We start from the raw sequence: 14,275 nt of genomic DNA on the forward strand, positions 1-14,275 counted from the left end.
TTTTAATATGTTAAGCTTGGCGGTCTGCCAATATTTCCATAATTCATTGGTTCAAGGCTTTGTATGTCGCTTGGTGCATCATCTTGTATGGCGACAAAGCTTTGAATTTTTGCAGTATTGGCAGCCTCTATTTTTTTACCAGTCGGGACTAAAAACAAAGTTGTTTGTCCTGCTTTCTCTTCGTGTTTTTCATCTTCAGGATAAACGCCAAAATAAAAACGAATGCCATCAACATTGTAGCCATCTTGTGCGCCCTGAGTTTTTACATAATGAATGTAACTTTCTAAAGCTTCTATCGAATACCAAATGGCATTTGCTTCTTCTTTTTCTTCTTTTTTAGCAGACTTACCGATTTTTAAATCGGCTTTCTTTTTGTTGTAATTTACGTTTAATACCTGAGCAAATTCTCTGGTAATTAACTGACTTGGTTTAGCGGGAGGGTTTTTCATTTTTTTTAATGTAATTGGTTAAAGGTTTAGTTAACAATATTTTTATTAAATATTTCTGCCAAAAGTATTTTAATCGTTGCAGAAACACAAGGGTGAATTTACCCTTTTTTCATTAGGTTGAATTATTTTAAAAACAGGTTAAAGTACTGTATTTTAGTTGTTTAATAATAATTACTTTTATATGGTTTATTTTCATGCAAAAAAACAAGCGGATAAAATAAATAAAACCACCATCTAAAATAATTATAAATAAAAAGTATGAAAACTATAAAATTTGGACTCAAGTCAAGCGAAGTTTATTACCTAAATGAACTTCTGGAAAAACTAAAATACAGCGTTATTGTTTCTGATTACTTTGGGACTGAAACAAACAAAGCCGTTAAAGATTTTCAGCTAAAAAATAATTTGGTTGTAGATGGAATTGTAGGGCTTAAAACGTGGTCTGCGCTTATCGAAAAAAGCAAAGAAGGGTTTTCTTCGAATAGTAAATTGCTTTCAGAACAAAATCTGATTGATTTTTCAAAGGCTCACAATCTTGAATTGGCTATTGTTAAGGCCGTTAATGAAGTTGAAAGCGGAGGGAAGGGCTTTTTAGTAGACGGGCGTCCGAAGATTTTATTTGAAGGACATATTTTTTGGAAAGAACTCGAAAAACGAAATATAGATCCCGCTAATTATGCCAACGCCAGTAATCAGGATGTTTTATATAAAAATTATACAAAAAAGTATTACTTGGGAGGTGCCGCAGAATATACAAGACTGGAAAAAGCAATACGTTTAAATCCGGACAAGAAATTTAGTGATGCAGCAAAATGTTCGGCATCGTGGGGTTTGTACCAAATAATGGGTTTTAACGCCGTTTCTATTGGTTATGCATCTATAGATGACTATGTAAAAAAGATGTACTTAAACGAAGGTGAGCAATTAAAGGCATTCGGCATGTTTTTGGCAACGAATAATTTGATTGGTCTTTTGAGAAACAAAAAATGGGCAGATTTTGCTTTGAAATATAATGGCCCGGCTTATAAAACAAATAAATACGATGAAAAATTGATGAAAGCGTATGCTAAATTTTCTGCTTAAATAGGTTTTGTTTCAGGTTTCAGGTTTCAAGTTTCAAGTTTGCTTTTCTTTGAACATAATTTTTACCGCAGAGTTCGCTAAGAATTACACAGAGTTTCGCAAAGAGATTAAAATAAGTTTTAAATTTAAAGTTCGCAAAGCTTTGTGAACTTTGCGTAATTCTTAGCGAACTCTGCGGTTAATTATACGTTCCAACAACCTGAAACTTGAAACCTGAAACAAAAAAACAAAAACAAACCCGACAAGTTTTAAAACCTGTCGGGTCTGAATTATGTATAAATAAAATTTTTATCTCAAACTAGCTCCCAATTCTGTTTCGAAAGTTTGCTGTAATTTCGACATGATTTTGTCAATTTGAGAATCTGTAAGCGTTTTTGTATTATCCTGAATAGTAAAACTTAAGGCATAAGATTTTTTGCCTTCCGGAAGTTTATTACCTTCATAAACATCAAATAAATTAATGTCTTTCAAAAGTACTTTTTCCGTTTGTTTTGCCAAGTTGTAAATGCTTTCGTAAGTTGTATTTTGATCAATTAACAAAGCTAAATCTCTACGAACTTCTGGATATTTAGGAATTTCAGAATATTTAATTTTTCCTGTAATGATTTTTAAAACCAAATCCCAGTTAAAATCAGCATAATAAACATCTTGTTTAATTCCGAAATGTTTCAATATTGATTTTTTTACAACACCCATTTCAACCAAAGTATCATTATTGTAGCAAATAGAAGTTCCTTCAGAGAAAACATCCGATTGCACAGGCGCATTTGAGATTTTATCAATTCCCAAACGAGATAGAATCGCACTCACATATCCTTTCAATAAAAAGAAATCAGTCGATTTTTGCGCATTTGTCCAGCTTTCTTTATTTCTGTTTCCTGAAATTGACAGTGACAAATGTTTATGCTCTTCGTAACCATTTAAGTATTTATGATATGATTTTCCAAACTCAAATAATTTTAAATCCGAATTTCTTCTGTTGATGTTGTATGAAATTGCCTCTAGCGCTGAAAACAATAAAGACTGACGCATTGTAGACAAATCACTACTCAACGGATTAAGCATTGTAACGTTATGTTCTTCTTTTAAAACAGTAGATAATTTTGCATAAGCCGCTGTTGTTAAAGAATTTGCCATCATTTCATGAAAACCTTGAGAATTCAATTGTGATGCAATTACATTTTGTACTTTATAATCTTCAGTTCTTGGTGAATTAGAAACTGTAGCGTTGAATTTTTTAGAAAAATCAATGTTGTTGTAACCGTAAACTCTTAGGATTTCTTCAATAACATCAATTTCACGCTGAACGTCAACACGATAAGCCGGAATTGTTAATCCTAAACCAGAATCAGAAACACTGTTTACTTTAATATCTAAAGAAACTAATATTTTTTTGATGGTATCTTTTGGGATTTCCTGTCCGATGATTTTAGAAACGTGGCTGAAATTTAGTAAAACTGAAAAATCTTCTACTTTTTTAGGATACACTTCTACAACGTCAGATGTGATTTTTCCACCCGCTACTTCCTGAATTAAAAGAGCAGCACGCTTTAAAGCATATTCTGTAATCGTTGGGTCAATTCCTCTTTCAAATCTAAAAGAAGCATCTGTGTTTAATTGGTGTCTTTTTGCTGTTTTACGAACACTAACGGCATCAAAATAGGCACTTTCTAAAAATATAGTTGTAGTTCCGTCAGTAACACCAGATTTTTTTCCTCCAAAAACTCCCGCAATACAAAGCGGTCCTTTTTCATCACAAATCATTAAATCTTCTGCATGCAATGTTCTTTCGACATCATCAAGAGTTGTAAATTTAGTTCCTTCCGGTAGTGTTTTTACAATTACTTTTCCGTTGATTTTTGCTGCATCAAAAGCATGTAAAGGTTGTCCTAATTCGTGTAAAACATAATTAGTAACATCAACAATATTATTTTTTGGAGTTAATCCAATCGCTTTTAAACGATCTTGTAACCATGCTGGTGATGGCCCAACAGAAATTCCTGAAATTGTTACACCACAATATCTTGGCGCCAAATGAGAATCTTCGACACTAACATCAATTTTTAAAGTACGCATGTCAACTCTAAAATTGCTTACAGAAGGCGTAATCAATTCTACGTTTACACCACGCTGCAGCATTCCTGCTCTTAAATCACGTGCGGTTCCAAAATGGCTCATGGCATCAGCACGATTTGGTGTTAAACCAATTTCGAAAACTTCATCATTTACAATTTGAAATACTTCAGCAACAGGAGTTCCAGGCGTTAATGCTTCATCCAAAACCATAATTCCGTCATGGCTTGAACCCAATCCCAGTTCATCTTCGGCACAAATCATTCCGTGACTTTCCTGACCGCGAATTTTTCCTTTTTTTATAGTAAATTCTACACCGTCTTTATCGTATAAAACTGTCCCAATAGTCGCAACAGGTACTTTTTGTCCCGCAGCTACATTCGCAGCTCCGCAAACAATTTGTACAGGTACTTCAAGACCGATATTTACAGTTGTAACTTTTAATCTGTCTGCATCAGGGTGTTTTTCGCATGTTAACACGTGTCCTACAACAACTCCTGCTAAACCACCTTTTACAGATTCATATTTTTCGACAACTTCAACTTCCAGACCCAAATCTGTCAATAATTCTGAAGTTTGTTCAGACGTCCAGTCTGTTTTAATGAATTGTTTTAACCAGTTGTAAGATATTTTCATTTTAGTGATATTATTCTTGAATAAGGGTGTAAATATAAGGATTGATCGTGGGAGTTGGAAATATTTTTTTGTTTTTTGATTAAGATTTTTTTTTCAAAAATAAATGATTTAAAGTTTGAATTTAAAAAGAAAGAGAGAACCTAAGTCCTCTCTTTTTATAAATTAAAATTATTCGGTAGTACAGACTCCAGCGTGAACAATTAACCAAAAAGTGCCATCACCACTATAAGTTAAATTGTAATTATCTAACATTGTATTGTTTAATGTATGTTGATTTCCAAATTGACCCGGCGCCGCAGTTGTAGGAGGACTATCAGATAAGTAAACATGTGTTTCTGTAAATACAGTTCCAGGATTTGTTGCGTTGATTTCGATACCTATATTGGCACCCTGAATAGTAACCGTAACTGTTCCGGCCAAATATCCTTTAGTAATATCATTTTGTCCTGCTCCGGCATATAAATTATAAGTATAAATGCCATTTTGTGCATTGTCGTAATAATTTGCCCAGCCCCATTTTTCTGAGATTTGTAAGGCATTAAAAGTATAGTTTCCGTACATATACGCTGTGTCGCAAGTTGTTACATCAGAAGGAGGCGTTGTGCAGGTTCTTAGGCAATAATTAAAATAAGTTGCCCAGTTTTTTCCGGGAAATTTAATATCTCCGGCCCAGCCAGTTTCAGTTTTTACAATAGTTCCGTTTATAACATTTTTCATGCTGGAATGTGCTGCAATGTAAAAACATTTGTTTGCATCCAGCGTTATACTGGAAATGGGGATCGTAAAAGTGTAGCTTTGAACTAAAGGGTTAAAAGTCTTTTTATACGGAAATTGCCCGGGAACAGGGTTTCCATTTTGGGTTGGAATATTGGCATACGGACCCACAAATAAATGCAGTTCGCTAAAATACCAGTTGCTAAGTGCAGTATAGGTTACATAAAGATTGGTAGCATCATTTTCAACTAAAATTTTTCCCGAGTTTGTAAATTGCCCGGCCATAATGTTAATTGAAACAGGATCACATTCTGAATAAGTTCCTTTGGAGGTTAAACCAGAACTATTCGATTCTTTAGCTTCTGTTGGAGTGTCGGTACTTACAGGATCGTTAGCACAATTGACTGAAACAAAAGCTAAAACCAGCATTAAAATAATCTTTTTCATTTTAATAAGGAATTAAATTAGTAAAAAACAATTCAATACCATCTGCGCAGATTTTTAACAGGCATATAAATTATCTATCACAAATTTTATCGCTTATTATTAACATTTCAAAATATAATCGTTTAATGTATTATTTAGGCGATTAAGGGCTTGTTTATTAGTATAGTAGATCGCCAAAAAAGTTCTTGAATTAAGTATTTTGTATTTTTACTATTAATATTTTATTAAATAAGTATTAAAACTTAGTTATAAAAACGAATATGTAATTTTTGTGCTATTAGATGAATGAAAAGTGCTATTCTATTTCGATTTATGAAGGTAAATTTGAAATGAATCAAAAAAAACTATATCATGAGTAATATCACAAAACGACCTGAATTTAAGGCCAAATACGATAATTATATAAACGGAAAATTTACAGCCCCGGTAAAGGGAGAGTATTTTGATGTTATATCACCAATCGATGGAAAAGTATTTACTAAAGCAGCTCATTCGGGTAAAGAAGATTTAGAATTGGCAGTGGATGCCGCTTATGAAGCATTTAAAACCTGGGGAAAAACATCGGTAACAGAACGCAGTATTTTATTAAATAAAATTGCTCAGATAATCGAAGATAATCTGGAGTATATTGCTACGGTTGAAACGATTGACAACGGAAAGCCAATTCGCGAAACGTTAGCTGCCGATATTCCATTGGCAATAGATCATTTTAGATACTTTGCAGGTGTAATTCGTGCCGAAGAAAGTTCGATAGCAGAATTAGATTCTCAAACAGTTTCAATCGCTCTAAGTGAACCTCTTGGTGTTGTAGCACAAATTATTCCGTGGAATTTTCCAATTTTAATGGCCGTTTGGAAAATTGCTCCGGCTTTGGCGGCAGGAAACACAATTGTTTTAAAACCAGCCGAAAGCACGCCAATTTCTATTTTGGTTTTAATGGAATTGATTGGCGACATTCTTCCTCCGGGTGTTTTAAATATAGTAAACGGTTTTGGTGCCGAACTTGGCCGACCATTAGTAACCAATAAAAAAGTGGCTAAAGCTGCCTTTACAGGTTCTACAACCACAGGACGTTTGGTAATGCAATATGCTACCGAAAACATTATTCCGGTTACACTTGAACTTGGTGGTAAATCGCCAAATATTTTCTTCCCGTCTGTTGCAGATCATGATGATGATTTTTTCGATAAAGCGATAGAAGGTGCTGTTTTATTTGCCTTAAATCAAGGGGAAATTTGTACTTGTCCGTCAAGATTATTAATTCACGAAGATATTTACGATAAGTTTATTGCCAAAGTAATCGAAAGAACAGAAGCGATCATTGCAGGAAATCCGTTGGATAAATCGACTATGATTGGTGCACAGACCTCATTGGTTCAAAAAGAAAAAATCATGTCGTACATTAAACTTGGTAAGGAAGAAGGTGCAGAATTATTGACAGGAGGTGATGAAAATAATTTAGGAGGAGATCTTGAAGGCGGATATTATATTAAACCAACGTTGTTTAAAGGACATAATAAAATGAGAATTTTTCAGGAAGAAATCTTTGGTCCGGTTCTCGCCGTTACCACTTTTAAAACGACTGAAGAAGCTATCGAAATTGCAAATGACACTATGTACGGTTTAGGCGCGGGCGTTTGGACACGTGATGCACACGAGATTTATCAGGTTCCAAGAGCCATTCAGTCCGGTCGTGTATGGATCAATCAATATCATTCTTATCCTGCCGGAGCGCCATTTGGAGGCTATAAACAATCCGGAATTGGTCGTGAAAACCATAAAATGATGTTAGGGCAATATCGTCAGACAAAAAATATGCTGATCTCGTATGATAAAAAGAAACTTGGTTTCTTTTAATTAGTTATTCTGTTTGGTTGAAAAGGTAAGTTTCTGACTTACCTTTTTTTATAATTTTAATATAAAAGAATAGATAATGATAAAAAGAATTGATGCCACAGAAAAAGCCGTAGAATTAATCAAAATACTAAAGGAAAAGCACGGCGATTTAATGTTTTATCAGGCAGGTGGATGTTGCGAAGGTACACAGCCACAATGTTTTGAAAAAGGCGGTTATTACCAAAGAATGGGCGATGTCTGCATCGGAATTATTGAAGATACTGAATTTTGGGTCGATAAAGATTTATTTGAATATTGGAAACACGCACATTTCACGTTAAAAGTAATTGACGCTTTTGGCGTTGGTGGTTTTTCTTTGGAAACTCCCTTAAAAAAGACATTCCAGATTGAATATAGAATTTTTACCGAAGAAGAAGAGAAAGATTTAGAACCGGTCAAGATCATTGAATAAAGTTAAGACACAAAGATTAATTGTAGAGAAGCACAGCAGTGCGTCTCTATGATAAATCGTCGGTTATAAATATTACAGAATAAACGTTGCGTTAAACTTAGAATCTTAGAACCTTAGCATCTCAGCAACTTAGTTAACAAACAACAGCTGATATTGCTTTGGAGTAATTCCTTCATGTTTTTTAAACAATCTGATAAAATAATTAGCATCTTCAAAACCGGATAAATAACAAACTTCATTGATTTGTATTGTTGGGTTTTTAAGTAATTTTTTGGCGTATTTTATTTTTTCGTTTAATATATATTCAATCGGACTCATGCCTAATTCGCGTTTAAAAAAGCGATAAAAAGAAGCGCTGCTCATGCAGGCTTTATCGCTCAAATTTTTTAGGTTGATATTTTCCTTTAAATTTTGTTTGATGTAAGCGGTGACTTCATTTATAGGATTGTTTAATTGAAGAACATTTCCTTCATCAATAGATTTTACAGTCTGTGTTTGAATGATTCTGATTAGTAATTCCTGCAGCGTTAAATCTGCCAAAGCGTCTTTGGTGATAGACGTACTCATACATTCTTTAATGAGTTTGTTGATTGTGGCAGCCATATCAACATTATTATAAAAGAAATAATTTTGATAGTTTAATTGCCAGAAATTGTTTCCTTCTTTTGGATAACGTTCGTTTAGAAAATTTAAAATCTCAGTAATTTTTGACTGTTCAATTGCCAGCGCTAAACATTGTGTGGGATTTTTTTTTGAAGCTTCAGGAAAATCGATTTTCATTTCTACATTCGAAGGAACAATTACAGTTTCTCCGGGTAAATAATCAAACTCCGGATCATCAAAAAGATGCATGATCTTTTTTCCTCTCAACATACTTGTTACAACGAGATCATTGAATTTTAGCGGAACTAATTTTGAGGATTCGTAAGTTTCAAAAAGATTTAATTCACAATGATTTAAGTTGTAAATCGTTCTGTTTTCAACCAGTGTTTTTAATGATTTCTCTTTTGATAATTGAAGCGGATTAACTAAAAAGCGTTGATTGTTCATTAGAATTAAATTTTAAGTAGAAAGCTTAAATTTAATCAAAAAGAATGACAGAAACCCTAATTTAACGTTTATTTAAATTAGCTCTTCAACGTGTTTTTTAATGTTTTCAGAAATCTTTCTGGTTGGCAAATCATTTTCATCATCGCCAAACGGATCTTCAATTTCTTCGGCAATAAGTTCTAAACTCGCCAAAACATAAAAAATAAAAACGACCACCGGTGCAACATAATATCCCAGACTAATTGAATATCCAAATGGCAAAGTCATCGTGTAAAAAAAGATGAATTTTTTGATAAAAGCGCTGTAAGAGTAGGGAATAGGTGTGTTTTTAATACGCTCGCAGGCACCACAAATATCCGTAAAAGATTGTAATTCTTCGTTTAAAATAATAAGCTGATCGCCGGTAATTTTTTTGTCATCATACAAATCATTGATTTTATGAAACATCATTCTTTTCAATTGATTTGGTTTGTGCTTATGATGATCAATTTCCAAATCTACATCTTCAAAAAGCTGTTTGCTCGTATCTACATCTTTAAGATGTTTGTGCAAAATATCGGCATACATTGGAATGAATTTTCTGAAAAATTTCCTGTCATTCTCCTCTTTTAGCATTGCCGAAAGTTTAATCGCAAGATTACGGCTGCTGTTTACAAGACCGCCCCATAATTTGCGTCCTTCCCACCAGCGATCATAAGCTGTATTGGTACGAAATACAAGCAATAATGAAATGACAAAACCAAGCATTCCGTGCATAATAGGAATGTTGTGTATATAGTCGTTTTTACCAAATTTAAAATATTCAACTTCCAGATAACCAACCGTTGCCGCGTATATTCCGATAGCAAGCATAATAGGCAATAACTTTCTAACAGTATCAGATTTATGAAAATGGAATATAAATGTAAACCACTCTTTGGTATTGTATGAAATCATTAAAGTTTGTTTTGAAACAAATTTACTTAAAAATTAATATTTCCCGCCAATTCTTTTAGCGCAATTTCAGATAATTTAGCTTCGTATTGTGCATTGCTGTAGCGCACTTTTGCGTTTACATAATTAAGCTGTGCTGTCCTGAAATCAATCGTTGTAATGGTTCCAATTCTGAATTTATCCAAAGTAATATCCAAATTTTGTTTGGCAATTGCTTCGTTATCTTCTTCAAGATCAATTAATTCTAAATTGGTCAAATAGGTTTGAAAAGCCGTGCTTAATTGCGTGTTCAAAATCATATTTTGCTGTTCTATAGCAATTTGAGTGTTTTCGATTTGCAGTTTTGCTACTTTTTCATTTCGATGCTGATTAAAACCGTCGAATATATTTAGTGTTGCATTAAAACCATAATTTAAACCTCTGGATGATGCCGAACTTGTAAAACCTAAACTCGATTGGGTTTCAGAAAAATTATAACCAGAAGTCAGGTTTACAACAGGATAACGGTCTGCTTTTACTTGTTTAAGCTGCAATTCGGCAATACGTTTGTTGATTATTTGAGCTTCGAGAGCCGGATTTTGTTTTTGTGCCAAATCCATTAAATTAGTCAAAACCAAAGTACTGTCAACTGTAACCAGGTCAGTAACTTTAAAGTCAATTTTTGGATCACGCGCCAAATACTGGTTCAATAAAATCTTGGCATTCGCATACGATTCTTTTTGTCTCAACAAAGCAACCTGATCTGAATTTAAATCAACCTGAGCATTTAAAACCTCTAATTTTGAAGCTTTTCCAATGCTGAAACGATTTTGTGCCAATGTCAGTCTTTGTTTTGAAATTACAATTGTAGTATCTAAAGCGGCTAATTGTTGCTGCTGTTGAACCAAATCGTAGTAAGAAGAATTGACCTGACCAATTTTTACCAAAATGGTTTGTTTAAGCTGAGAATCTCCAAGCTTTTGAAGCTCTTTTAACTGATCTAATCTTGCAAACATTTTCATTCCGTCAAAAACCGTCCAGCCCAGCGTTACACCATAATTTAAACTGTTGTTTTTTGCATTATCCAAAGAGGTTGATGTACCATCCTGACGTGTTTGCGATGAGTTGGTAATGCTGTTATTATCAACAATTGAGGCAGTCGCAACGGGTAGCATTCCTGCATTTCCAATGGTTACGTTTGTCTCGCTTATCTGGGTATTATTTTTTGCAATTTTAATTTCAAAGTTATTCTCCAAAGCTATTTTCATAGCATCTTCAATAGTCAGCGTTACTTGTGCATTTATTTTTATAATGCATAAGAAGAATAATAAACTGCTAAATAAAATTTTAATATTCATATTGGTTTTCTTTTGCTGTAAATTCATGAACCAAATCAGGAATTTACAGCCAATAAATTATTTGTTACTTTCTCTTTCGTATTCGTCAATATGGTCAAATTCCGGATAATGTTTTCTGGCTTTAGACCACATTAAATAGATTGCAGGAATAACAAAAAGTGTCAATGCTAATGAAAAAATTGTTCCTCCAACAATTACAACTCCCATTCCAATTCTACTTGTAGAAGCCGCTCCAAGCGACATTGCAATTGGCAAAGCTCCTAATGCGATGGCTAAACTGGTCATCAAAATTGGACGTAAACGCGCTTCCGAAGCTTCTAAAATAGCCTCAAGTTTTGGTTTGCCCTGTTCTCGCAACTGGTTGGCAAACTCTACGATCAAAATACCGTTTTTGGTTACCAGACCAATAAGCATTACGGTACCAATCTGGCTAAAAATATTCCATGTCTGGTTGAATAACCATAGAGAAAATAATGCGCCGGCAACAGCCATTGGAACAGTTAAAATAATAATTAACGGATCTATAAAACTCTCAAATTGAGCAGCCAGAATCAAAAATATTAATAATAAAGCCAACCCGAAGGCGAAAGAAGTATTAGAACTACTTTCGACAAAATCTCGCGATTCTCCACTTAAATCGGTTGTAAAACTCTGATCTAGAACTTTAGCTTTAATTCGATCCATTTCCTCAATACCATCGCTGATACTTTTTCCCGGTGCTAAACCTGCGGCAACAGTTGCAGACATATAACGGTTATTGTGGTATAATTGCGGTGGATTACTTTGCTCTTGTATTTTTACAACATTATCCATCTGAATCAACTGACCGGATTTGTTTCTCACAAACATAGAGGTTAAATCCAAAGGTTTCGAACGGTCTTTTTGATCAAACTGACCAATTACCTGATATTGTTTTCCGTTTTTGATGAAATACCCAAAACGCTGACCGCTTAAAGAAAGCTGTAAAGTTTGCGCAATATCCATAATTGATATACCTAAACTTTCGGCTTTTGCACGATCGATACTTACGTTTATTTCAGGCTTGTTGAATTTCAGATTTACATCGGTTGTAGAAAAAACATCACTTTTACCGACTTCTTCCATAAAAGCAGGGATTTTTTCTCTAAGTTTATCAAAAGTTGGTGCCTGAATAATATACTGAATCGGAAGTCCGCCACGTCTGTTTACAGAAATTGTAGGCTGTTGAATTACAGATGTTTTAGCGTCTGGATATTTTTTCGTCCATTTGGTTAATTTATCAGCGATATCTTTTTGAGATCTGGCTCTTTCGTCTGGTTCTTTTAGTGAAAGTCTAATAAAACCTGAATTTGTTGCAGAACCTCCTGAACCTCCCGCGGTAATTACTAAACTAACTTTTTTCTCCGGAATAGAATCATCAACCAATTTTGACATTTCCTGCATAAAACGGTTGGTATATTCATAAGAAGAACCTTCTGGAGTGGTCATACGCATCGTTACAGAACTACGGTCATCATATGGAGCTGTTTCTTTTGGTAGAATGGTAAAGAACAAATAAATCAATCCAAAACAAACAATCAAAATAGGGAAACTGATCCATTTTTTATCCATAAATCGGCCAAGTGACTCTGCATAACCGCTGTTTAATTTTTCAAAAAACGGTTCTGTTTTAATATAGAATTTCGATTTTTTCTGTTCGCCGCCTTTCATCAAATAGGCGTTTAGCATTGGTGTTAAAGTCAGGGATACAAAGGCAGAAATTAATACCGCGGCACCAATTACGACACCAAATTCCCTAAAGAGTCGGCCAACGAAACCTTCTAAGAAAATTACAGGTAAAAATACCGCAGCAAGTGTAACCGAAATCGAAATTACAGCATAAAAAATCTCGTTTGATCCTTTTATAGCTGCTTCAATTGGCGACATTCCTTCTTCGACTTTCTTGAAGATATTTTCGGTTACCACAATTCCATCATCCACCACCAAACCTGTAGCCAAAACAATTGCCAATAAAGTTAATACGTTGATAGAGAATCCGAAAAGCCACATGATAAAAAACGTAGCGATTAACGAAACAGGAATATCAATTAAAGGTCTGAAAGCAATTGCCCAGTCCCTAAAGAATAAATAAATGATGATAATTACCAGAATGATCGAAATTCCCAATGTTTCGGCAACTTCAAGTACTGATTTCTTTACAAACAGTGTGTTATCAAGTGCGATATTAAGTTTGATATCTTTTGGGAGATCCTTTTTTAAAGCTTCGTATTTTTTATAAAATTCAGATGAAATATCTAAATAATTAGCTCCCGGCATCGGTACAATGGCTAAACCAATCATTGGAAGTCCGGACGATGTTAAAGAAGTTTCAATATTTTCAGGACCTAATTCGGCACCTCCAACATCGCTTAAGCGAACAATTTTATCTCCATCTGTACGAATGATAATATTATTGAATTCTTCCGGTTTAGAAAGATTTCCAATTGTTTTTACGGTAAGTTCTGTGTTGTTTCCTGTTAGTTTTCCTGAAGGCAGTTCTACGTTTTGTGCGTTTAAGGCATCGCGAACATCAGAAACAGTACAATTATAAGCATTTAATTTTATCGGATCGATCCACAAACGCATCGCATAACGTTTTTGTCCCCAGATTTGAACACCACTTACTCCTGGAATAGTTTCTAAACGCTGCGAAATAACATTTTCTGCATAATCACTTAATTCTAAAGAGCTTCGGCTATCACTTTGAACTGTCATCGAAATAATAGATTCACTATCAGCATCAGCTTTAGAAACTACCGGCGGCGCATCAATATCCTGGGGTAAACTTCTAACGGCTTGCGAAACTTTGTCTCGAACATCGTTTGCAGCTTCTTCTAAATTTTTATCTAAATTAAATTCGATGGTAATATTACTGCTTCCCTGATTGCTTGACGAAGTAATATTTCTGATTCCATCAATTGCATTTATTGCTTTTTCAAGGGGTTCCGTAATTTGTGATTCAATAATATCAGAATTGGCTCCTGTGTAGTTGGTTCTAACAGAAACCTGCGCCGGATCAATAGAAGGGAATTCTCGAACACCCAGAAAGGTATAACCAATGAAACCGAATAAAATAATCAAAAGATTCAGTACAATGGTTAAAACGGGCCTTCTTATACTTGTGGTTGATAAACTCATGTTTATATTTTAGATTTTAGATTTTGAATAAGGAAAATAGAGTATAGAGAATAGATTTAAGATTTAAACTTCATCATTATTAACTCTTA

The 14,275-nt window shown here is 34.1% G+C and carries 10 protein-coding genes; 3 read left to right on the forward strand and 7 right to left on the reverse strand.

Features of this window, described 5'->3' with window-relative positions:
- Positions 1-2: 2 nt before the first annotated feature.
- Entirely contained in the window at positions 3-449 is a 447-nt protein-coding gene (locus AC4FQ3_RS02450; RefSeq protein ID WP_491180736.1) for a hypothetical protein, read from the reverse strand.
- Positions 450-707: 258 nt separating this feature from the next.
- Between AC4FQ3_RS02450 and AC4FQ3_RS02455 the strand changes: the two genes are divergently transcribed.
- Positions 708-1,532, forward strand: a complete 825-nt coding sequence (locus tag AC4FQ3_RS02455) for an N-acetylmuramidase domain-containing protein (protein WP_491180737.1) — start codon at positions 708-710, stop codon at positions 1,530-1,532.
- A gap of 288 nt (positions 1,533-1,820) precedes the next feature.
- Here the strand turns inward: AC4FQ3_RS02455 and pheT are convergent, their stop codons facing one another.
- Together pheT and AC4FQ3_RS02465 are read right to left on the reverse strand one after the other, a co-directional pair.
- Complete coding sequence (gene pheT, locus AC4FQ3_RS02460) at positions 1,821-4,241, reverse strand: phenylalanine--tRNA ligase subunit beta (RefSeq protein ID WP_491180738.1); 2,421 nt, start codon at positions 4,239-4,241, stop codon at positions 1,821-1,823.
- A 168-nt stretch (positions 4,242-4,409) separates the two neighbouring features.
- Positions 4,410-5,402 (reverse strand): hypothetical protein, encoded by a 993-nt coding sequence (locus tag AC4FQ3_RS02465; RefSeq protein WP_491180739.1) that lies wholly within the window; start codon positions 5,400-5,402, stop codon positions 4,410-4,412.
- A gap of 351 nt (positions 5,403-5,753) precedes the next feature.
- Here AC4FQ3_RS02465 and AC4FQ3_RS02470 point away from each other — a divergent pair, with 351 nt between their 5' ends.
- Positions 5,754-7,259: an aldehyde dehydrogenase family protein gene (locus AC4FQ3_RS02470; RefSeq protein WP_491180740.1), complete on the forward strand. Its 1,506-nt coding sequence runs from the start codon at positions 5,754-5,756 to the stop codon at positions 7,257-7,259.
- 76 nt (positions 7,260-7,335) lie between these two features.
- Positions 7,336-7,710 (forward strand): DUF779 domain-containing protein, encoded by a 375-nt coding sequence (locus AC4FQ3_RS02475; RefSeq protein WP_042567076.1) that lies wholly within the window; start codon positions 7,336-7,338, stop codon positions 7,708-7,710.
- 129 nt (positions 7,711-7,839) lie between these two features.
- Here AC4FQ3_RS02475 and AC4FQ3_RS02480 read toward each other — a convergent pair whose 3' ends face one another.
- The 4 genes from AC4FQ3_RS02480 to AC4FQ3_RS02495 all read right to left on the reverse strand — a co-directional run bounded on the left by AC4FQ3_RS02480 (position 7,840) and on the right by AC4FQ3_RS02495 (position 14,186).
- Positions 7,840-8,760 carry an AraC family transcriptional regulator gene (locus tag AC4FQ3_RS02480; protein ID WP_302096047.1) on the reverse strand — a complete coding sequence of 307 codons (921 nt, stop codon included), beginning with the start codon at positions 8,758-8,760 and terminating at the stop codon, positions 7,840-7,842.
- Positions 8,761-8,832: 72 nt separating this feature from the next.
- Positions 8,833-9,696 (reverse strand): bestrophin family protein, encoded by an 864-nt coding sequence (locus AC4FQ3_RS02485; protein WP_491180741.1) that lies wholly within the window; start codon positions 9,694-9,696, stop codon positions 8,833-8,835.
- 26 nt (positions 9,697-9,722) lie between these two features.
- The gene (locus tag AC4FQ3_RS02490; protein ID WP_491180742.1) at positions 9,723-11,030 is read right to left on the reverse strand and encodes a TolC family protein; all 1,308 of its coding nucleotides are present in this window, start codon (positions 11,028-11,030) and stop codon (positions 9,723-9,725) included.
- A 57-nt stretch (positions 11,031-11,087) separates the two neighbouring features.
- Positions 11,088-14,186: an efflux RND transporter permease subunit gene (locus AC4FQ3_RS02495; protein ID WP_491180743.1), complete on the reverse strand. Its 3,099-nt coding sequence runs from the start codon at positions 14,184-14,186 to the stop codon at positions 11,088-11,090.
- Positions 14,187-14,275 lie beyond the last annotated feature (89 nt).

It is taken from the genome of Flavobacterium sp. AK-345 (assembly GCF_058310175.1).

What these genes read in the sequence shown, in the direction of transcription:
- AC4FQ3_RS02450 (WP_491180736.1), bottom strand. Translation starts at nt 449, where the DNA reads ATGAAAAACCCTCCCGCTAAACCAAGTCAGTTAATTACCAGAGAATTT.
- AC4FQ3_RS02455 (WP_491180737.1), top strand. Translation starts at nt 708, where the DNA reads ATGAAAACTATAAAATTTGGACTCAAGTCAAGCGAAGTTTATTACCTA.
- pheT (WP_491180738.1), bottom strand. Translation starts at nt 4,241, where the DNA reads ATGAAAATATCTTACAACTGGTTAAAACAATTCATTAAAACAGACTGG.
- AC4FQ3_RS02465 (WP_491180739.1), bottom strand. Translation starts at nt 5,402, where the DNA reads ATGAAAAAGATTATTTTAATGCTGGTTTTAGCTTTTGTTTCAGTCAAT.
- AC4FQ3_RS02470 (WP_491180740.1), top strand. Translation starts at nt 5,754, where the DNA reads ATGAGTAATATCACAAAACGACCTGAATTTAAGGCCAAATACGATAAT.
- AC4FQ3_RS02475 (WP_042567076.1), top strand. Translation starts at nt 7,336, where the DNA reads ATGATAAAAAGAATTGATGCCACAGAAAAAGCCGTAGAATTAATCAAA.
- AC4FQ3_RS02480 (WP_302096047.1), bottom strand. Translation starts at nt 8,760, where the DNA reads ATGAACAATCAACGCTTTTTAGTTAATCCGCTTCAATTATCAAAAGAG.
- AC4FQ3_RS02485 (WP_491180741.1), bottom strand. Translation starts at nt 9,696, where the DNA reads ATGATTTCATACAATACCAAAGAGTGGTTTACATTTATATTCCATTTT.
- AC4FQ3_RS02490 (WP_491180742.1), bottom strand. Translation starts at nt 11,030, where the DNA reads ATGAATATTAAAATTTTATTTAGCAGTTTATTATTCTTCTTATGCATT.
- AC4FQ3_RS02495 (WP_491180743.1), bottom strand. Translation starts at nt 14,186, where the DNA reads ATGAGTTTATCAACCACAAGTATAAGAAGGCCCGTTTTAACCATTGTA.